The sequence below is a fragment of the Geomonas sp. RF6 genome, from assembly GCF_021044625.1.
Taxonomy (GTDB): domain Bacteria; phylum Desulfobacterota; class Desulfuromonadia; order Geobacterales; family Geobacteraceae; genus RF6.
Map to the genome: position 1 here is coordinate 3,748,803 of NZ_CP087999.1, position 19,262 is coordinate 3,768,064.

12 protein-coding genes are annotated in these 19,262 nt (G+C 63.7%); 8 read left to right on the plus strand and 4 right to left on the minus strand.

The window, feature by feature from the left end:
• Positions 1-79: 79 nt before the first annotated feature.
• The 3 genes from cysD to aroC form a co-directional block, all read right to left on the minus strand.
• Positions 80-883 carry a sulfate adenylyltransferase subunit CysD gene (gene cysD / locus LPW11_RS16115; RefSeq protein ID WP_230994897.1) on the minus strand — a complete coding sequence of 268 codons (804 nt, stop codon included), beginning with the start codon at positions 881-883 and terminating at the stop codon, positions 80-82.
• A gap of 145 nt (positions 884-1,028) precedes the next feature.
• Entirely contained in the window at positions 1,029-1,739 is a 711-nt protein-coding gene (locus LPW11_RS16120) for a phosphoadenylyl-sulfate reductase (protein WP_230994898.1), read from the minus strand.
• Positions 1,740-2,141: 402 nt separating this feature from the next.
• Complete coding sequence (aroC, locus tag LPW11_RS16125; RefSeq protein WP_230994899.1) at positions 2,142-3,227, minus strand: chorismate synthase; 1,086 nt, start codon at positions 3,225-3,227, stop codon at positions 2,142-2,144.
• 322 nt (positions 3,228-3,549) lie between these two features.
• Here aroC and LPW11_RS16130 point away from each other — a divergent pair, with 322 nt between their 5' ends.
• The 7 genes from LPW11_RS16130 to LPW11_RS16160 all read left to right on the plus strand — a co-directional run bounded on the left by LPW11_RS16130 (position 3,550) and on the right by LPW11_RS16160 (position 17,440).
• Positions 3,550-4,986 carry a CheR family methyltransferase gene (locus LPW11_RS16130; protein WP_230994900.1) on the plus strand — a complete coding sequence of 479 codons (1,437 nt, stop codon included), beginning with the start codon at positions 3,550-3,552 and terminating at the stop codon, positions 4,984-4,986.
• 64 nt (positions 4,987-5,050) lie between these two features.
• Complete coding sequence (locus LPW11_RS16135) at positions 5,051-6,106, plus strand: chemotaxis protein CheW (RefSeq protein WP_230994901.1); 1,056 nt, start codon at positions 5,051-5,053, stop codon at positions 6,104-6,106.
• Between the two features lie 24 nt (positions 6,107-6,130).
• Entirely contained in the window at positions 6,131-8,878 is a 2,748-nt protein-coding gene (locus LPW11_RS16140; RefSeq protein WP_230994902.1) for a PAS domain S-box protein, read from the plus strand.
• 67 nt (positions 8,879-8,945) lie between these two features.
• Positions 8,946-11,348: a hybrid sensor histidine kinase/response regulator gene (locus tag LPW11_RS16145; RefSeq protein WP_230994903.1), complete on the plus strand. Its 2,403-nt coding sequence runs from the start codon at positions 8,946-8,948 to the stop codon at positions 11,346-11,348.
• Positions 11,349-11,449: 101 nt separating this feature from the next.
• A complete protein-coding gene (gene cheB, locus LPW11_RS16150; protein ID WP_230994904.1) occupies positions 11,450-12,505 on the plus strand; it encodes a chemotaxis-specific protein-glutamate methyltransferase CheB in 1,056 nt (351 codons plus the stop codon).
• A gap of 157 nt (positions 12,506-12,662) precedes the next feature.
• Entirely contained in the window at positions 12,663-14,864 is a 2,202-nt protein-coding gene (locus LPW11_RS16155; protein ID WP_230994905.1) for a hybrid sensor histidine kinase/response regulator, read from the plus strand.
• Between the two features lie 65 nt (positions 14,865-14,929).
• Positions 14,930-17,440 carry a GGDEF/EAL domain-containing response regulator gene (locus tag LPW11_RS16160; protein WP_230994906.1) on the plus strand — a complete coding sequence of 837 codons (2,511 nt, stop codon included), beginning with the start codon at positions 14,930-14,932 and terminating at the stop codon, positions 17,438-17,440.
• Between the two features lie 71 nt (positions 17,441-17,511).
• On the opposite strand, the gene LPW11_RS16165 is transcribed toward LPW11_RS16160, so the two are convergent.
• Positions 17,512-17,694 (minus strand): hypothetical protein, encoded by a 183-nt coding sequence (locus LPW11_RS16165; RefSeq protein ID WP_230994907.1) that lies wholly within the window; start codon positions 17,692-17,694, stop codon positions 17,512-17,514.
• 503 nt (positions 17,695-18,197) lie between these two features.
• On the opposite strand from LPW11_RS16165, the gene LPW11_RS16170 reads away from it, so the two are divergent.
• On the plus strand, positions 18,198-19,121 hold the full coding sequence (locus tag LPW11_RS16170) for a transposase (protein WP_230994908.1): 924 nt from the start codon (positions 18,198-18,200) through the stop codon (positions 19,119-19,121).
• The last annotated feature ends 141 nt before the right edge of the window (positions 19,122-19,262 follow it).

Consider the following 19,262-nt stretch of genomic DNA (forward strand, 5'->3'; position numbering starts at 1 on the left):
CTTATCGAAAAGAGGTTCTCCGTTCGAGGTTGCAGGTTCCGGGGTGGAACGGGAGAACCGCCCCATGGTAGAACACGCCTTACATGTACCCCTTGGCGCGCAGCTTCTGCATCGCGTAGGCATTCTCCTGGTCCTGTGCACGACCGGCGCGCTCGGGGGTGTTGATCACCTTCAGCTCGTCGATTATCTCCTGCACCGTGGCGGCGTCCGAATTGATCGGCTTCGTGCACGGCATGCACCCCAGCGACCGGAAACGCTTCCCCTCTTTGGCGAAGTACAGCGGGCAGATCTCGATACCTTCGCGCTGGATGTACTCCCAGATGTTCAGCTCGGTCCAGTGCAGGATCGGGTGGACGCGGATGTGGGTCCCCGCCTCGAAGTTCGTGTTGAACTGGTCCCACAGTTCGGGCGGCTGGTCCTTGTAGGCCCACTCGAAGTTCTTGTCGCGCGGCGAGAAGACCCTCTCCTTGGCGCGGCTCCCTTCCTCGTCGCGGCGGATCCCCAGGAAGAGGCCGTGGAATTCGTTCTCCTCGATGACCTTCGTGAGGCCGTCGGTCTTCAGCTTGCCGCAGCACACCAGGCGTCCGGCCTCGGGGCTCATCCCTTCCTTGATCGCCTCTTCGTTCCGCCCGACGATGAGATCCGCGCCCCACTCACGCGCCATGCGGTCGCGGTACTCGATCATCTCGGGGTACTTGTAGGTCGTGTCGATGTGCACCAGCGGGAAGGGGATCTTCCCGAAGAAGGCCTTGCGGGCCAGGTGGATCATCGTGGTGGAGTCCTTGCCGATGGAGTACAGCATGGCGAGGTTCTCGAACTTCCGGTATGCCTCGCGGAAGATGTAGATGCTTTGCGCTTCGAGTTCGTCCAGGTGGTCGTACATTCTCTCAAATCCCTCCTCGGCCTGAGGCCGGTGTTGCAGTCTTGTCCCCCCGTGCAGCCTTGCGCCGCCTGTCGCTCCCCGGAAAGGGGAAAACCCTTCCGGAGGGATCCGGCCGGCGGGGAGCCGTCACGGGACCTTCTTTCCTCTAGCGGTGCAGACCGCACTCCTTGTGCTCCGGGTTCTCCCACCACCAGCGACCCGCTCTCGGGTGCTCGCCGGGAGCGACGGCCCTCGTGCACGGCGCGCACCCGATGGAGGGGTACCCCTGTGCGTGGAGGCGGTTCACCGGGAGGCGGTTTGCCTTCGCGTAGGCCCACACGTCGTCCTCGGTCCAGTTCAAGAGCGGGTTGATCTTCAGGATGTTGCCGTGCGCCTTGTCGATCTCGATCGCGGGAAGGTCGGTGCGGGTGACGCTCTGCTCCTTGCGAAGCCCGGTGACCCAACCCTTCAGCCCTGCAAGGGCGCGCCCCAGCGGCTCCACTTTGCGGATGCGGCAGCACTCGTGGCGGTTGTCCAGCGACTCGCGGAAGGAGTAGGGACCCTTTTCGCGCAGGAGCGCTTCCACCGACTCGTGCTTCGGGAAGTACCAGGTGATGGGGATGTTGTAGCGGGCAGCGATACCCTCGGCGACCTCGTACGTCTCCTCGTTCAGGCGGCCGGTATCGAGGGCGAATATCCCCACCGGGAGCTTCAGCGCGGCGATCTTGTCGATGATGATCAGGTCCTCGACGGAGAAGGAGCAGGCGATCTGCACCGGGCCGGCAGCGGCTGCCACGGCGGCCTGGAGGATCTCTTCTGCTGTGGCGTCGGCGGAAAGTTGCGGAATCACGATCTCGGGTGCGGTCTCAATGCTCATGCTGTCTCCCTTCCAGAGGAAAAAATTGGCCGGTGGGCCGATAGTAGTTCTGTGGGCAGAGTATTGTACGGCTGCGTACTCTGAAATCAAACGGTGAGGGGAGGATATTGTATCGCAGTTAAATTGTCAAGAATAAATCCGCGCGTGCAGGAGGGTATTTCCTACCTATCGGGTGTGTTTTATGGGGGAGGGGGTTCGTCCACGCCATAAGTGTATGCGAGGACGCACTTTTGAGGCAAGGGGAAAAGCCGCCCATCGGGTCCCCCCTCCCTCGACGGGAGGGGGACAGGGGGTGGGTGAAGCTGCCACCTGCCGGAACGGTGGCACCTTCCTCCCCCTGTCCCTTCACCCGCGAGAGGGGAGGGGACCTTCATCAGGCAGCGAGGAGGGTAACCGGGAAAGCTACCCGCGGCGCCGGTATTCCTGGCGCAGCAGGAGGTCGATGAGGACGAGCGCCGCCATCCCCTCCACAATCGGGACCGCCCGCGGCACGACGCAGGGGTCGTGCCGACCGGCGCCCTCCAGGACAACCTCCCGCCCGGTGAAGTCGGCGGTCGCCTGCTTGCGGGCGATGGTGGCGGGGGGCTTGAAGGCGACCCGGAAGTACAGCGGCTCCCCGTTGGAGATCCCCCCCTGCACGCCGCCGCTGAAGTTCGTCACCGTGCCGAGCCTGCTCCCCTTCAGCACGAAGGGGTCGTTGTGCACGCTCCCGAGCATGCGGCTCCCGGCAAAGCCGGAGCCGATCTCGAACCCTTTCACCGCCGGGAGGGAGAGCATGGCGTGGCCGAGGAGCGCCTGCAGCTTGTCGAAGATCGGCTCACCCAGTCCCGCGGGGACGTTTCGGCACACGCAGCTCACCACGCCGCCGACCGAATCGCTCCCCTCGCGGGTGCGCTCGATGAGGCGGATCATGGCGCGCGCCGCCTCCGCATCGGGGCAGCGCACCTCTGTGGCGTCGACCTGCGCCCGGTCTATGTGGTCGAGATCGACCGCCCCCGACTCGATCTCGCCGACAGCGCTCACCCAGGCGACTATCTGCACGCCGCAGCGGGCGGCCAGAAGCTTCTCCGCGATCGCTCCCGCTGCGACCCGCCCTATCGTTTCCCGCGCGCTGGAGCGCCCACCTCCGCTGGAGGCGCGCACGCCGTACTTCTGCTGGTAGGTGTAGTCCGCGTGGGAGGGGCGGGGAACCTCCTGCATCCCGGCATAGTCGCCGGGGCGCTGGTCGTGGTTGCGCACCGTGAGCGCGATGGGGGTGCCGAGGGTGACCCCCCGTTCCACCCCCGAAAGGATGGTGACCAGATCCTTCTCGCTGCGCGGGGAGGCGAGCTCGCTCTTCCCGGGACGCCGCCGGTCCAGCTGCGGCTGGATGTCGTTCTCGCCGAGCGCGATCCCGGCGGGGCAGCCGTCGACGACCGCTCCCACCGCCGCGCAGTGGCTCTCTCCGAAGGTGGTGACCTTGAACAACTTCCCGAATGTCGATGACATGTTCTCTCCGCTTTCATCTGGGGCAGATGAGGCTGGTTAAAAGGTGCTTTCCTCTTCATAGAGTGAAAGGGGAGGTTCTTTTTGTCAATGCCTGCCGCCGACTGAATGTGTACCGCCTAATTGTTCTCTCACCTCGTGCTGTCGACCGTCGCAACGGTCTCTGCTTGCCTAGTAATCGATATTGCGCGGCATTATAATGTGTGGATGGAGTATACGATGAAGGAACAAAGAGTTTTTCCCGCGGCTTCACCGGTACGAGCCTCTCGAGCGACCCCTGCAGCGCCGACGGCTGCGCAGCGGCAGGCGTGAAGTAAGAAGGGATATGGCGACTACCCTTTCAGACGCTACCCTGACGCGGGTCAGCGACTTTCTCGGCGCGCAGATGGGACTGCACTTTCCGAAGCAGCGCTGGGGAGACCTTGAGCGGGGGCTTGTGGAGGCGGCTCGCGAGATGGGGTTTCCTGACGTGGCGGCCTGTGCCGGTCGCCTGGTGAACCAGACGCTCACCCAGAGGCAGATCGAGATTCTCGCCAGCCACCTCACCGTTCCGGAGACGTACTTCTTCAGGGAGCCCGCGTCGCTGCAGGTGGTGGAGTCGGTCATCCTTCCAGAGCTGGTGCATGAGCGCCGGGGGAGGGACCAGCGACTGAGACTGTGGAGCGCGGGGTGCTCCAGCGGTGAGGAGGCGTACACCCTGGCCATCATGCTGTACCGGATGCTCCCGGATTTGAAGGAGTGGCACATCACCATCCTCGGCACGGACATAAGCCCCCGTGCCCTGCACAAGGCGCGCGGCGGCATCTACAGCAACTGGAGTTTTCGCGGAACTCCGAACTGGCTGAAGGATCTCTTCTTCCGCCCGGCCGGTGCGGGGCGATACGAGCTCTCCCAGCAGATCAGGCAAATGGTCTCCTTCTCCTACCTGAACCTCGCCAGGGACGACTACCCTTCCCTCGTCACCAATACGAACGCCATGGACCTCATCCTGTGCCGAAACGTCCTCATGTACTTCACGCAGCAGCTGGCGCAGGAGGTCGCGGAGAGGCTGCACAAGAGCCTCATGGACGGCGGGTGGCTCCTGGTGAGCCCGGCCGAAGTCTCCCCGCAGACCTTCTCCTCCTTCCAGGGAGTGAACTTTCCCGATGCCACCGTTTACCGGAAATCCGCCGACTCCGTTCCGGCTCGCTCCGTGGAGGCGCCTGCCTCGATCGCCACACCCTTCCCGGCCGGGAACGGGGGGGCAGAGGGGGGGAGCCTTCCCCTTCATGCTGCGGAGGATTCGTTGGCGGCGGCTGGTGATGCCTTCCGCGCCGGGAGATACGGGGAGGCCGCTGCCGCACTCCAGGAGCTCCTCCAGGACGGCAGAAGGGATGCCCACGGCTACTCTCTCATCGTGCGCAGCTTCGCAAACCAGGGGGCGCTGGACCAGGCGCTCCACTGGTGCGAGCGGGCAATCACGGTGCACAAGCTGACTGCGGAGTTCCACTACCTGCGGGCGGTCATCCTGCAGGAAAAGGACGAGATGCAGGAAGCGCGGCTCTCCTTGCAGCGCGCCCTCTACCTCGATCCGAATCTCGTGCTGGCGCACTTTGCCCTCGGGAAGATCGCCATGGGAGAGGGGAAGGGGAAGGCGGCGAAGCACTTCCACAACGCCCTCGCCCTCCTGAAGGGGATGGCGCCGGACGACACCCTCCCGGAGTCCGAGGGGATGACGGCGGCACGGCTCAAGGAAGTCATCCACTCGCTCCTGGGGCGCTAGTGCCGGGGCCCTCCCCGGGCGCACAGCCGCCGGAAGCGGTAGCCAAGGTGCGACGATAGCGCGTATGATGAGAATGAAAACCGGAATCGCCGAGGATTTATCGGGGAACCTGCCGATGGAAAAGCTTTTCATCCTGCATCTCGATGACCGCCGCTATGCACTGAAGCTCGCCGCTGTGGAGCGGGTGGTGCGCATGGTGGAGATCACCCCGCTCCCCTCCTCGCGGACGGTTCTCGGCCTCATGAACCTGCAGGGGCGCATCATCCCCGTTCTCGACCTGCGTCCCCGCTTCGGGATGCCGGCTCGCCCGACCGGTGCCGGCGACGTCCTGGTGGTCGCCGCCAGCGCCGGAAAGACCGTCGCACTCGTCGCCGACAGCGCCGGCGAGATCGTGGAGCGCTCCGCCAGCGAGCCTCTCCCCGCGCCCGAATTCTTCCCCGGCATGGAGTATGTGACGGGCGTTCTGAAGAGCGGGGACCGGCTCGTCCTTTTGTGCGACCTCGACCACATCCTCTCCGCGGAGGAGAGGGGGCTCATCGCGGAGGTGGAGTCGCGTCCTGAAGAGGAGGGGGCGCTCCCGCCGCCGGGGGGGGATCCGGCAGAGGATGGCGCGCTGCGAGGGGTACTGAAGGAGCGGGCGCGCAGGCTCGCGCTGGAGCCCCCGGAGCAGATAGTCCCGGAGGATCAGCTCGAGGTCGTGCACTTCACCCTCGCCTCCGAGCGCTACGGCATCGAATCGGTGCACGTGCGGGAGGTCTACCCGTACAAGGAACTGGTGCCGCTCCCCGGCTCCCCGGACTTCCTCCTCGGAATCATGAACGTGCGCGGCAAGATCCACTCCGTCCTCGACATGCGGAGGTTTTTCCATCTCCCCGGGAAGGGATCGCACCTCTTGAGCAAGGTGATCATCCTGCAGAGCCCGCGCATGGTCTTTGGCATCGTCGCGGACGCCATCCTCGGTGTCGCGTCGGTGCCGCTGGCGGAGCTGCAGCCGGGGCTTCTGACCTTCACCGGGGCGCGCGCCGCCTACGTGAAGGGGGTGACGAGGGACGGGGTCACGCTTTTGGACGGCGAGAAGATTCTTTCGGACCGCAAGCTTGTGGTGCATATGGAAGTGTAGCGAGGGGAGAGGAAAGGTCAGACGATGCGAGAGAGAGAGACGGTGAGGGATAAGATGAAGCTGCCTGGCACACTGCAGAGGAAGGGGAGGGTCTTTCTCATCCTCTTCGCCACCATGACCGTCGCCGGGATCGTGACAATAGGCGCCTTTCTGAGCCTCACGAACATGGAGCGCTCCATGAACTCCCTGAACCGCAGGGAGATCGCCATCTCCACCGATCTGAAGGAGCTGCGGGGAAGCAGGGCGGCGGAGCGCCAGGACGTACTTTCCATGTTGCTGACCCAGGACCGCTACCAGCAGAACCTGCAGCTGCAGGACATCGTGAACAGGACACGGCGCGTCGACGCCGCGATCGAGAGGCTTTCCTCAAGCCTTAAGGAGTTCCCCGACCTGAACGCAAAGTTCCAGCGCTTCCTTGCCGTACGCAACCAGTACGTCACGGAGAGGGACCAGAAGGAGATCCCGCTCATCATGGACGGCGACCCGCAGGGGCGCGCCATGGCGCTCGGGGCGCAGGCGAAACGTTCCGACGAGCTGAGAACGGCGCTCGATGACATGATCTCCCAGATCGACCACCGGCTGCAGCAGGAGCTCCAGACGGTGGGGGCCTCCGCCGCCCGGATTCTACGCACCCTCCTGGCGCTTGGAACGCTCTGCTTTCTCCTGACCGGCGCGCTGGCGTTCCTGCTGCGCCGCTTCCTCAAGCAGGAGCAGCAGGCGGAAAGGGAGATGCGCGCCCGCAACGACCTTCTCACCGTGCAGCAGCAAAGCTCCCCCGACGACATTATGGCGGTCGACGCCATAGGGACGATCCTCTTCTACAACCGGCGCTATGACGAGCTGTGGGGGCTTTCCGGCGAGGAGGTGGAGGGGCGCCCCTTCATGCAGGTCATCCAGGCATTCCTGCACAAGCTCGCCGAGCCGGAGGCGTTCCTGCAGAAGGTGCGCTACCTCATGGAGCACCGCGAGGAGCGCACCTCCGACGAGATCGTACTGAAGGACGGTACCGTTTTCGACCGCTACACCGAGCCGTTGACCGGCAGAGACGGCCACTACTTCGGCAGGATCTGGTACCTGCGCGACATCACCGGCAGGAAGGAGGCGGAAAGGGCGCTCCTTGAGAGCGAATCGAACTTCCGCGGGCTCCTGGAATCGGCGGCGGACGGGATGCTCATCGTGAACGAGGCGCACGAGATCCTCATGGTGAACGAGCAGCTGGAGACGATGTTCGGCTACCACCGCTCCGAGCTGATCGGAAAATACGTCGGCGTCCTCATCCCGTCGCGCTTCAGCCACCATGCGGATTACGCACGCGGCTACATAGAGGCGCCCCGCAAGAGGCTCATGGGGAAGGGGCTGGAGCTTTTCGGCCTCAGAAAGGACGGAACCGAGTTCTCGGTGGAGATCAGCCTGAGCCCGATGCAGACCTCCAAGGGACTGATCGTCTCTGCCGCCATCAGGGACATCACGGACCGCAAACTGGCGGAGAAGAAGCTCTCCGCCTCCGCCGCCTACGCCCGCTCCCTCTTCGAGGCGAGCCTCGATCCGATGGTGACGATCAGCCTGGAAGGGAAGATGCTCGACGTGAACGAGGCGATGGTCCGCTTCACCGGGAACACCCGCGAGGGGCTTCTCGGCGCCGATTTCGCCGTCATCTTCACGGAGCCTGAAAAGGCGCGCGAGGTGTACCGGCAGACCTTTGCCACCGGCTACATACGCGATTACCCGCTGACGCTGCGCGACGCCTCCGGAAGGGTCACCGACGTCCTCTTCAATGCCACCGTGTACCGAAACGAGGCGGGGGAGATCCAGGGGGCCTTCGCGGCCGCCCGCGACATCACCCAGAGGAAGCGGATGGAGGACGAGGTGAAGGAGCTGAACCGGGTCCTCGAGCAGCGGGTGGCGGAGCGTACCGAGTACCTCTCCAGCCAGACCCAGGAGATCCTGGAGGCGGCGAATGTTCTCGCGGCGGCCTCGAGCCAGATCAAGGAGACCACGAACCAGGTCGTCACCGCCGCCATAGAGACAGCCGGCGCGGTGAGCGAGACGACGAGCACCGTGGAGGAGGTGAAGCAGACCGCACTGGTGGCGAGCCAGAAGGCGCGCAACGTCTCCGATACCGCTCAAAAGACGGTCCAGGTGGCCCAGCGCGGGAGGAAGGCGGTGGAGGAATCGATCTCCGGGATGGGGCGCATCCAGGACCAGGTGGAGTCGATCGCGGACAGCATCATCCGCCTTGCGGAGCAGAGCCAGACGATCGGCGAGATCATAGCGACGGTGAACGATCTCGCCGAGCAGAGCAACCTCCTGGCGGTGAACGCGGCGATCGAGGCGGCGAAGGCGGGAGAGCAGGGGAAAGGTTTCGCCGTCGTGGCCCAGGAGGTAAAAAGCCTCGCCGAGCAGTCGAAGGAGGCGACCGCGCAGGTGCGCACCATCCTGAACGACATCCAGAAGGCGACGAACGTGGCGGTCATGGTGACCGAGCAGGGGAACAAGGCGGTGCAGGCCGGGGTCCAGCAGTCGAAGGAGGCCGGCGACGCGATCCGGCAGATGGAGGAGAGTATCGAGGTCTCGGCGCAGGCTGCCGCACAGATCGCAGCTTCCGGGCAGCAGCAGCTAAGCGGGATGGACCAGGTCGCACAAAGCATGGAAAACATAAAACAGGCAAGCGAGCAGAACGTGACGGGGATGAAGCAGGTGGAGGCGACGTTGCAGAACCTGCATGAACTGGGGCAGAAGCTGAAGCAGCTGGTGGAGCGGTACAAGGTGTAGAGCCCCCTGTCGGTGAGGCCGGAAGGGGACGTCGTGTGCATGGCGCACAGTCGCCGGAGAGAAGGTCGTGACTGATCGCGAGGCGGAATTCCAGAAGAGGCTCCTGGTTACCTTCAAGGTGGAGGCGGAGGACCATGTGCACCAGCTCGCCTCGGGGCTGGTGGAGTTGGAGGGGTGCTCGGAGCCGCAGAAGTGCGCGTCCCTCGTGGAAACCGTCTTCAGGGAGGCGCACAGCCTGAAGGGGGCGGCCCGGGCGGTGAATGCCGGGCGCATAGAGATGCTCTGCCAGGCGCTGGAGAGCCTCCTTGCTGCCTTGAAACGTCAGGAGGTGGAACTTTTGCCGGAGCTTTTCGACCTCATGCAGCACTCGGTCGATTTCCTGAAGGATCTCCTCCTCGCCATGGAAGGGGGGATTGCACCGGGGAAGGAGGAGCAGGACGCGCTGACAGCACTGCTGCACGAGGCTGCGAGGGGGGCGCTCGCGCCCCGTCTCGAAGGAGTGACCCCCGCCGCACCGCCACGGGCCGAGGCGCCCTCTGCCGCACCGGCGCCCGAGACTCCCTCCGTGGCTCCGGCGACAGGTGAAGCTCAGCCGGCTGGCGAGCCTCCGCTCCCCGCTTCGGCGCAGCAGAGTGGGGAGCCGCCCCGGCCGGAGGCGGTGCACGCAGAGACGATTCCTTCGGCGGCCGCGACGGCGCCGGTTCTGGAAACGGTGAAGGTGGCGACTTCCCGTCTCACCACGGTTCTTCTCCAGGCGGAGGAACTCCTGACTGCGAGGCTGTCGGCAAGCCAGCGGGCCGCTGAGTTGCGGGAGGTCAATGCCTCCTTCTCGACCTGGAGGAAGGAGTGGGGGATGGTGACGCCCCTTGTAGACGCGATCTGCCGCACCGAGGAAAACGGAGTCAAGGAGCGCCGGACCCTCGAGTCCCAGGTGCAGCGCCTCTGCGATTTTCTGTACTGGAACGCCTCCTTCATGGCAGAGCTTCAGGAGCGCACAAAGCAGGTGCTCAGACAGACGGACCGGGATGCCCGCGCCGTCGGCGGGATGGTGAGCAACCTCCTGGACGACATGAAGAAGGTCCTCATGCTCCCCTTCTCCTCCCTTCTGGAGATATTTCCGAAGATGGTGCGGGATCTCGCCCGCGACCGCGGCAAGGAGGTCTCCCTGACCGTGCAGGGGGGGGAGATCGAGATAGACCGGCGCATACTGGAGGAGATGAAGGATCCCCTGGTGCACCTCGTGCGAAACAGCATCGACCACGGCATCGAGACTCCGCAGGAGCGGCAGGCCGCGGGGAAACCGCCGCGGGCCACGATCGCCATCGCCATCACCCCGAAGGACGGGAGCAAGGTGGAGCTTACCGTGTGCGACGACGGCCGCGGGATCGATCTCTCCGGGGTGCGCGGGGCGCTGCGCCGCACGGGGCTCGTCCCGGTGCACAGGATCGAGGAGCTCAACGTGGCGGAGCTCCTTTCCTATCTCTTCGTCTCCGGGATATCGACCAGCAGCACGGTGGACGAGATCTCCGGCAGGGGGCTCGGACTGGCGATTGTGAGGGAGAAGGTGGAGAGGTTGAGCGGCACCCTTGCGGTGGAGACGACGGAAGGGGCGCAGACCCTCTTTCGCATGACACTCCCCCTTACCGTCTCCTCTTTCCGCGTTGTCCTCGTGAGGGTGGCTGACCACTTCTTCGCCTTTCCGGCGGCCCACGTGGAGCAGGTGGCGAGGGTGAAGAGCGCGGAGATCGGCAGCGCCGAAGGGAAGGAGATGATCCGCTTCAAGGGGCGCATCGTTCCGCTGGTACGTCTGGCGGGGCTCCTCGGGATCGCACCGGATCTCCCGGGGGGGGAGCGGGTGCAGGTCGTTCTGGCGACGATGGCTGAGAAGACGGTCGCCTACCAGGTGGACGAGGTGCTAAACGAGCAGGAGGTGCTGGCAAAGAACCTGGGGCTGCAGATCTCCCGCCTCCCGAACGTCACCGGCGCCACCATCCTCGGCTCCGGCCGCGTCGTCCCCATCCTGAACGTCTCCGACCTCATGTCCTCCACCATGAAGGGGGAAACGGAGAAGAGGGGAGTGCTCTCCAGCACGGCCGCACCGGAAGAGGTGAAGACGGGGCTCATTGCGGAGGACTCCATCACCTCGAGGACCTTGCTGAAGAACATACTGGAGAGCGCAGGGTACAGGGTGAGCACCGCGGTGGACGGGGTCGATGCCTTCACGCAGCTAAAGAGCGGCGGCTTCGACTTCCTTATCTCGGACGTGGACATGCCGCGCATGAACGGCATCGATCTCACCGCAAAGGTGCGGGGGGACCACGATCTTGCGGAGCTCCCGGTCATACTGGTGACCTCTCTCGACTCGCAGGCGGACCGGGAAAGGGGGATGGACGTCGGCGCCAGCGCCTACATCGTGAAGGGGCGCTTCGACCAGAGCGACCTTCTGGAGGCGATCCGCAGGCTGGTGTGAGCTGCTGACGGAGTGAAGGGGGGCAAAAAGGATACGATGGCGGGTGGGAGAACCACCTCTTGCCGCGCGGGCGGCGCGGGAATTGGATGTGGAGGCGCGGTATGGTGAAGGTGCTGGTAGTAGACGATTCCCCTGTGGCGCAGGCCCTTCTGGTGCACGTGCTCGGATCCGATCCGGAGATCGAGGTCATCGGCACCGCCCGAAACGGTACGGAGGCGATCGCGGTTCTGGAGAAAAAACGCCCCGATGTGGTGACCATGGACCTGCACATGCACGGCATGGACGGTTTCGTCGCGACCCGGCGCATAATGACCGAGTGTCCCGTCCCGGTGGTGATCGTCTCCGGATCGATCGACCCGAAGCTCGACACCACCATTTTCCAGGCCATAGAGGCGGGGGCGGTCGCTATACTCCTGCGCCCCCCGGGGGTGGAGCATCCGGAGCACAGGCGGGCGGCGGCCGAGCTGGTGCAGACCGTAAAGCTTATGAGCGAGGTGAAGGTCGTGCGCCGTTTCCAGCCGCGCACGAGCATCGCGCGACCGCACTCCGCAGCGCTGGAGGAGGCGCTCACCGCACCCGACATCAAGGTCATCGCCATCGGCGCCTCCACCGGAGGGCCGATCGTGGTGAAAAGGATACTGAGCGGGCTCCCGCGCACCTTCCCGATACCGATCCTCGTGGTCCAGCACATGGCGGAGGGATTCGTGGAAGGGTTTGCCGAATGGCTGGCGCAGGCGTGCGCCATACGGGTAAAGGTCGGCTCCCATGGAGAGTTCCTCGCGCCGGGAGTCGCCTATGTCGGCCCGAGCGGATTCGAACTCGGCATCGACCGGCACGGGAAGATCGAGCTGGCCCGCGGCAAGGCCGGAGCGGTGCACTGCCCCACCGTCGGGCACCTCTTCGACAGCGTCGCCCAGAGTTTCGGAAGGCATGCGGTGGGGGTGCTCCTCACCGGTATGGGATCGGACGGCGCACAGGGATTGAAGCGGCTGAAGGGGAAGGGGGCGATCACCATCGCCCAGGACAAGGAGAGTTCCGTCATCTTCGGGATGCCGGGGGAGGCGGTAAAGCTCGGTGCGGCGCAGCATGTGCTCCCACCCGATGCCATCCTGCGCATGCTGACGGTCCTCGGCGGAAAGACGACGGCTCCCTTTTAGGGAAAAGGAGTGGTGCAGCAGGAAAGTGACGCGACGTGATGCGGGCTCCCCCCCGGGAGATGCCCCAAACGACCCCCCGCTATCCCCCTCCCGGTTCTGAGGGGTAAAATGAGGTAGGGGGAGGAGTACTGAGAAGTAGCCTTTGAAGAGGTCCCTTATGGATGGGAAGCTCACCGACATTGTGGTGGTGGAGGACAGCCCGACCCAGGCGGAGCAGGTGAAGTTCACCCTGGAAAGCCACGATTTTGCGGTACGGGTGGCGGGAAACGGCGTCCGCGCCCTCGAGCTCATCGAGGAGAAGCGCCCCGACGTGGTGATAAGCGACGTCATCATGCCGCAGATGGACGGCTACGAGCTGTGCCGCCGCATCAAGGGGGACCCTGCCCTGCGCCGCATTCCGGTCATTCTCCTTACCTCCCTCTCCGACCCGCGCGACATCGTCCGGGCGCTTGAGTGCGGCGCGGACAACTTCATCGTGAAGCCGTACGACGAGCATTACCTCCTGTCGCGCATCCGGTACACCATGGAGAACATCCCCATTCACGAAGGGGCGGGGACCGAGCCGGGGGTGGAGATCGTGCTGGCGGGGGAGAAGCATTTCATAGCCTCCGACCGCGTAAGTGTCTTGAACCTCCTCTTCTCCTCCTACGAGATCGCCATGCGCCGAAACAGCGAGCTCACCAAGATCCAGGACGAGCTGAGATCGGTGAACGAGAGGCTCGAGCAGAGGGTCGCGGAGCGGACCGCAGCGCTCTCGGAGGAGCTGAAGAAGCGGAAGAGGATGGAGGATGCCCTAAAGGAGAGCGAGGAGCAGTACCGCATCATCATGGAAACGGCGAACGACGCCATCATCTGCATAGCTCCCCCGGGGGCGATCTATCTGTGGAACAAGAAGGCGGAGGAGATCTTCGGGTATTCGGCGCAGGAGGTGCTCGGGAAGGATCTGTACGATATCATTACCTCTCCGGAGCAGCGCAAGAAGGGGCACCACGGGCTGCGCGGCTTCTTTGCCACCGGCGTCGGCCCCTTCATAGGAAAGACGATGGAGGTGACGGCCTTCAACAAGGAGGGGAGGGAGTTCCCCATCGAGCTGTCTCTCGCGGCGATGCACATCGGCGGGGAGTGGCACTCGGTGGGGATCGTGCGGGACATAAGCGAGAGGAAGCGGCAGGAGCAGGAATTGCGGCAGGTGAAGAACTTCCTCTCCGATATCGTCGACTCCATGCCGTCCCTTCTCGTGGGGATCTGCCGTGAGGAGAAGGTCACCCAGTGGAACCTGGAGGCGCAGAGGGTGACCGGTCTTTCCGCCGCGGAGGCGATCGGCAGGCCGGTGGCGGAGGTCCTCCCCGACTTCTATCCGTGGATCCAGACGCTGCGTTCGCAGGTGCAGCCGAGGCGCTCCGCCACCATGGAGAAGCTCCTGATGAACAGAAACGGGGAGCGCAGTTTCTACGACCTCATGCTCTACCCCCTCTCCACCGATCCGAGTGCCGGCGCGGTGGTGCGCATAGAGGACGTCACCGAGCGGGCGCGCATCCAGGAGCTCATGGTGCAGACCGAGAAGATGATGTCGGTGGGTGGGCTCGCAGCCGGGATGGCGCACGAGATCAACAATCCGCTGGGGATCATCGTGCAGGCGGTGCAGAACGTGGAGCGCCGCCTCTCCAGCGCCCTCCCCGCCAACCGCGACATCGCGGGGGAGCTCGGGATCGACCTGGAGCAGGTGCGCGGCTACCTGGAACGGCGCCAGATCGTCCAGTTCCTGGAGAGTATCCAGGAGGCGGCCGCCCGCGCCGCGAGGATCGTCAGCAACATGCTGCAGTTCAGCCGGCAGAGTTCCACTACGAAGCAGCCGGAGCCGCTGGAGCAGATCATGGAAAAGGCGCTGGAGCTTGCCGCGAACGACTACGACCTGAAGAAGAAGTACGATTTCCGCAGCGTGGAGGTCGTGCGCGAGTACCAGCCCGACGTCCCCCCCGTCCCGGTCGTTTCGGTGGAGATCGAGCAGGTACTCCTGAACCTCCTGCGCAACGCGGCGCAGGCGATGATGGAGAACCCCCCGGAGAAGAAGCCGCGCATCACGCTCCGGCTCCGGACCGACGGGCGTTACGGCGTCATGGAGGTGGAGGACAACGGCCCCGGGATTCCGGAGGGGCTGCGGCGCCGCGTCTTCGAACCGTTTTTCACCACGAAGGAACCGGGGGTGGGGACGGGGCTCGGGCTCTCGGTGTCGTACATGATCATCACCAGCAGCCACCGCGGGCGCCTTACGGTGGAATCGACCCCCGGCGTCGGTACCTGCTTCGTGATCCGCCTCCCCATCGAGGAGAGGCAGCCGACGGAAAGAGACGAGGAGTGACGGTGAAAGAAAGGGTGCAGGCCGTTTCCTGAGGCCGGAGACAGGGAGATGTCATGGAAGGAACAGTGAAAGTACTGATTGTCGATGACGAGGAACTCCTGCGCATGAACCTGCGCGCGGTCTTCGAGGATCTGGGCTATCTGGTGGTGGAGGGGGAGAACGGGCGGCACGCCCTGGAGGTCTTTGCCAGGGAGAAGCCGCACGTCGTCTTCACCGACCTGCGCATGCCGGAAATGGACGGGCTCGCCTTTATTAGGGCCCTGAAGAAGGTGAGCCCCGAGACCCCGGTGGTCGTGGTATCCGGGATGGGGACGCTCGAGGATGCGATCCAGGCGGTGAGGCTCGGTGCCTGGGACTACATAACGAAGCCGCTGCGCCAGCCGGAGGAGATCGAGATCACCGCGAACCGCGTCCTGGAGCGGGCGCGCCTCATCGCCGAGAACAAGGCATACCGCGAGCACCTGGAGGAGCTGGTGCGCCAGCGCACGGAGGAGCTGCGCGACAGCGAGCGGCGCTACCGCACCCTCTTCGAGTCCGCCAACGACGCCATCATCCTCGCCCACGACGGGCGCATCGTCGGCTGCAACGACAAGGCGCTGGAGCTCTTCGACCGCCCCCGCGAGGAGATCGTTACCGCCCCCTTTGCCGAGCTCTCCCCCGAAGCGCAGCCGGACGGGACGCCGTCGCAGTCGCGCGAGGCGTCCCTCGTGGAGAAGGCGCTCGGAGGGGAGGCGCAGTTTTTCGAGTGGCAGTTCGTGAAGAAAAGCGGTGCTCGCTTCGACACGGAGATCAGCCTGAACAGGATCGAGCTCTCCGGCACGATGCACCTGCAGGGGATCATCCGGGACATCACCCAGCGCAAGCTGAAGGACGCCTCCATACTGAAACTTTCCACTGTCGTTGAGCAGAGCGCGAACTCCATCATGATCCTCGACACCGAGGGGCGCATCGAATACCTGAACCCGCGTTTTTACCAGACCACCGGCGTCTCTCCCGCCGAGGCGATGGGGAAGCACCCGACCTTCCTGAAGAGCGGCGCCAACACCCCCGACTTCTTCCACTCGCTGCGCCGGCAGCTGGAGAGGGGGGAGGGGTGGCGCGGCGAGATATGCAAGCCCGGGAGGAACGGGGAGCTCGTGTGGGAACTGACCACCGTGACTCCCATCAAGGAACGGAGCGGCAGGATCATGAACTACGTGGCGATCGGCGAGGATATAACGGAGCGCAAGCGCTTCGAGGAGCGGCTGTACCGGCAGGCGAACTTCGACGCACTCACCGGACTGCCGAACCGCTACCTCCTCTCGGAGCAGCTCGCCTACCGGATGTCCCAGGGGGAGAGCCTCTACGTCATGCTTCTGGACATCGACAACTTCGAGTACGTGAACGACACCCTCGGGCACTCCCAGGGGGACGAGGTCTTGCGCCAGATGGGGCAGCGCCTGAAGGGGCTCATCGGGGAGGAGGACATTCTCGCCCGCTTCATGGGGGACCAGTTCGTGCTCGTGCGAAAGGGGGGTGGGGGAGATGCGGCGGCGTACGATTTCGCCCGCGTGGTGGGGAAGGAACTGAACGCCATGTTCCACGTGAACCTCCACGAGATCTTCGTGACCGTCAGTATCGGGATCGCCACCTGCTGTGTCGACAGCTCCGTGCGGGTGGAGAGCCTCCTGAAGAACGCCGAGGCGGCGCTGCACAAGGCGCAGAAGGAAGGGGTGAACAGCGTCGTCTTCTTCACCGACGAGATCGACCAGCAGGCAAACGTGCGCTTCTCGCTGGAGAGCCGTCTGTACAAGGCGCTGGAGCGGGAGGAGTTCGTCCTCTACTACCAGCCGCAGATCGACATAAAGACGAAGCGGCTGAGCGGGGTGGAGGCGCTCCTGCGCTGGTCCCCCCCCGGTGAGGAGATGATCTTTCCGGAGCGCTTTGTGCGGATTCTGGAGGAGACGGGGCTGATCGTCCCGGTCGGGGAATGGGTGCTGAGGGAGGCGTGCCGGCAGCACGCATCGTGGATGAGGTCGGGGATGCACCCTTTCTCCATGTCCGTGAACATCTCCGGCGGACAGTTCCGCAGCGGAAAGTTGCCGGAGATGGTGCAGCGGGCGCTGCACGATTTCGGCATGTCCCCAGCGCTCCTGAACCTGGAGCTTACCGAGAGCATCCTCATGCAGGACATGAACGAAACGGTGCGCATGCTGAGGGCGCTCGTCGATCTCGGCATCTCCCTCTCCATCGATGACTTCGGGACCGGCTATTCGTCACTGAGCTACCTGCGCACGATGCCGATCCACGAGCTGAAGGTCGACCGCTCCTTCATCACCAGTCTCCCGGAGGACGCAAACTCCGTTGCCATAGTGAACACCATCCTCGGGATGGCGGAGACGCTGAACCTCTCCGTGGTGGCGGAAGGGGTGGAGTCGGAGGCGCAGTTCGACTTTTTCAGCACGAAGATCTGCGACAGGATCCAGGGGGCCTACTTCAGCAGGGCGATTGCGGCGGAGAAGCTCCCGGTCTTTGTGCGCAACGCGGAGGAGGGGCTTTTGGAGCAGGGGCAAAGGGTACGGATGCGCGGCAACTGAAAGGAAAAAGCCGCCGGTCTCTCGGGAGCGGCGGCTTTATCCGACTATGCGGCAACGAGTGACGAGCGCCTCTAGTTCCTCTCCTTCGGGCGCCACACCAGTTCCAGATCGTCGTCCTCCATGAGGGATGATTCGTACCCTTCCAGCTGATACGGGGCATCCTGTCCCTTCCAGACTGACAGTACCTTCGCCACCGTTCCTACCGGGACGCGGTGCGGCTGATGCAGTCTGTCTATTCTCGCTACTACCTTCACCTGATCGCCTGCCTTAATCTGAGTGTCTGAGTATGCCGGACTCATAAAACCTCCCTTCTCTGAAGCAGGTGAATGTTTACTAACTATAGTATCACGAGGACCTGTCGCGGCAAGGGTGCGGGTCTCACAGAGATTCATTCTGCTCTGACATGCTGCGCCGTACACCTAGTCAGAACGTGCACCGCGGACCGGTTCTCTGTCAATGAGTGACACTTTCACTGTCTCGTATACGTTTTTGATGCATTTTTTTACAGTGAAGGTTAAGTTTATGTAAAAAAAATCACCATAAGCCGCTAATTCCCCCTTGCGTTGGTGTACTTTAATGGTATAAGATCATCGCCGGCTCCAGTTGTGTCAGAGATCATCTTGCTCTTTATGGTCTATGTCAAAAAAGAAAGCGGAATCATTCAACGTGCACAGGTAATTCTATTTCACGGTATACGGATTGAGCAATGGCGTTGGAACAGCTGAGGCACACCTAAATCAGTCAATGGAGATGATTCATGGGCCGACCTCTTAGAATAGAGTTCCCCGGAGCTCACTATCACGTCACAGCTCGCGGCAACGAACTGAGGGACATCTTTGAAACGCGCGGCGACATAGAGCGCTTTCTGTCGTATCTGGAGACGTCGATCACCAGGTACGGCGTCCTCCTCCACTCCTACTGTCTGATGACCAATCACTACCACCTGCTGGTGGAAACGACGAAGGGAAACCTCTCCGAAGTCATGCAGCACCTGAACGGCGCCTACACGCACTACTTCAATTCGAAGCGCAACAGGGTGGGGCACCTTTTCCAGGGGCGCTACAAGGCGATCCTCATAAACCCTGACGAATACCTCGTGGAGCTGTCACGGTATGTGCACCTGAACCCGGTGCGTACCGGGATGCTTTCCCGCCCGGAAGAGTACCCGTGGTCGAGCTACCGTGACTTCATCGGCGAGCGGACCCCTCCCGAGTGGCTCACCACGCGGCGCATCCTGAACACTTTCGCCGAACGTGCCGAGTACCGAAAGTACGTGGAAGAGCTCATGGGGGAGGCGGAGTATCAGAGTCCGCTGAAAAATACCGCAGCCTCCACCTTTCTCGGGAGCCACGCCTTCGTCGAGGATGTGGTGGGGGCGCATCTCGGCGGGAAAGAGCATCTGCCGGCTCTCCGGGAACTGACGAAGGCACGCACCATCGAGCGGATCCTTTACGAAGTGGAGCATGCCTTTGACGACGCCAGGATCGCGAAGAAAGTAGGGATCTACCTCGCCCATCGTCACAGCGGCGCCACCCTCAGGGACCTCGGGGAATATTTCGACAAGAAGGAATCCGCGATCTCCCAGACGAGCCGCAGGCTTGCCGATGCCATAAACAGCGACCGGAAGCTCGCCAGGTCGGTGCGGGAGATCGAGGAGAGACTGAGCCTCTTTCCGACCTGAGATGGTGGAGATACGGACGATCCACCAAAAGCCCCATCGGCTATGCCGACGGGGCTTTTTGATTTGCCCAACTGCCCCAGCGAAGAAATGCCCCATCGGCGTGGCCGGTGGGGCATTTCCTTCACCTATCCGAAATATGCA

Coding starts and splice junctions, on each gene's coding strand:
- LPW11_RS16130 (WP_230994900.1), top strand. CDS start 3,550: ATGGCGACTACCCTTTCAGACGCTACCCTGACGCGGGTCAGCGACTTT.
- LPW11_RS16155 (WP_230994905.1), top strand. CDS start 12,663: ATGGATGGGAAGCTCACCGACATTGTGGTGGTGGAGGACAGCCCGACC.
- LPW11_RS16120 (WP_230994898.1), bottom strand. CDS start 1,739: ATGAGCATTGAGACCGCACCCGAGATCGTGATTCCGCAACTTTCCGCC.
- LPW11_RS16140 (WP_230994902.1), top strand. CDS start 6,131: ATGCGAGAGAGAGAGACGGTGAGGGATAAGATGAAGCTGCCTGGCACA.
- cysD (WP_230994897.1), bottom strand. CDS start 883: ATGTACGACCACCTGGACGAACTCGAAGCGCAAAGCATCTACATCTTC.
- cheB (WP_230994904.1), top strand. CDS start 11,450: ATGGTGAAGGTGCTGGTAGTAGACGATTCCCCTGTGGCGCAGGCCCTT.
- LPW11_RS16170 (WP_230994908.1), top strand. CDS start 18,198: ATGGGCCGACCTCTTAGAATAGAGTTCCCCGGAGCTCACTATCACGTC.
- aroC (WP_230994899.1), bottom strand. CDS start 3,227: ATGTCATCGACATTCGGGAAGTTGTTCAAGGTCACCACCTTCGGAGAG.
- LPW11_RS16135 (WP_230994901.1), top strand. CDS start 5,051: ATGATGAGAATGAAAACCGGAATCGCCGAGGATTTATCGGGGAACCTG.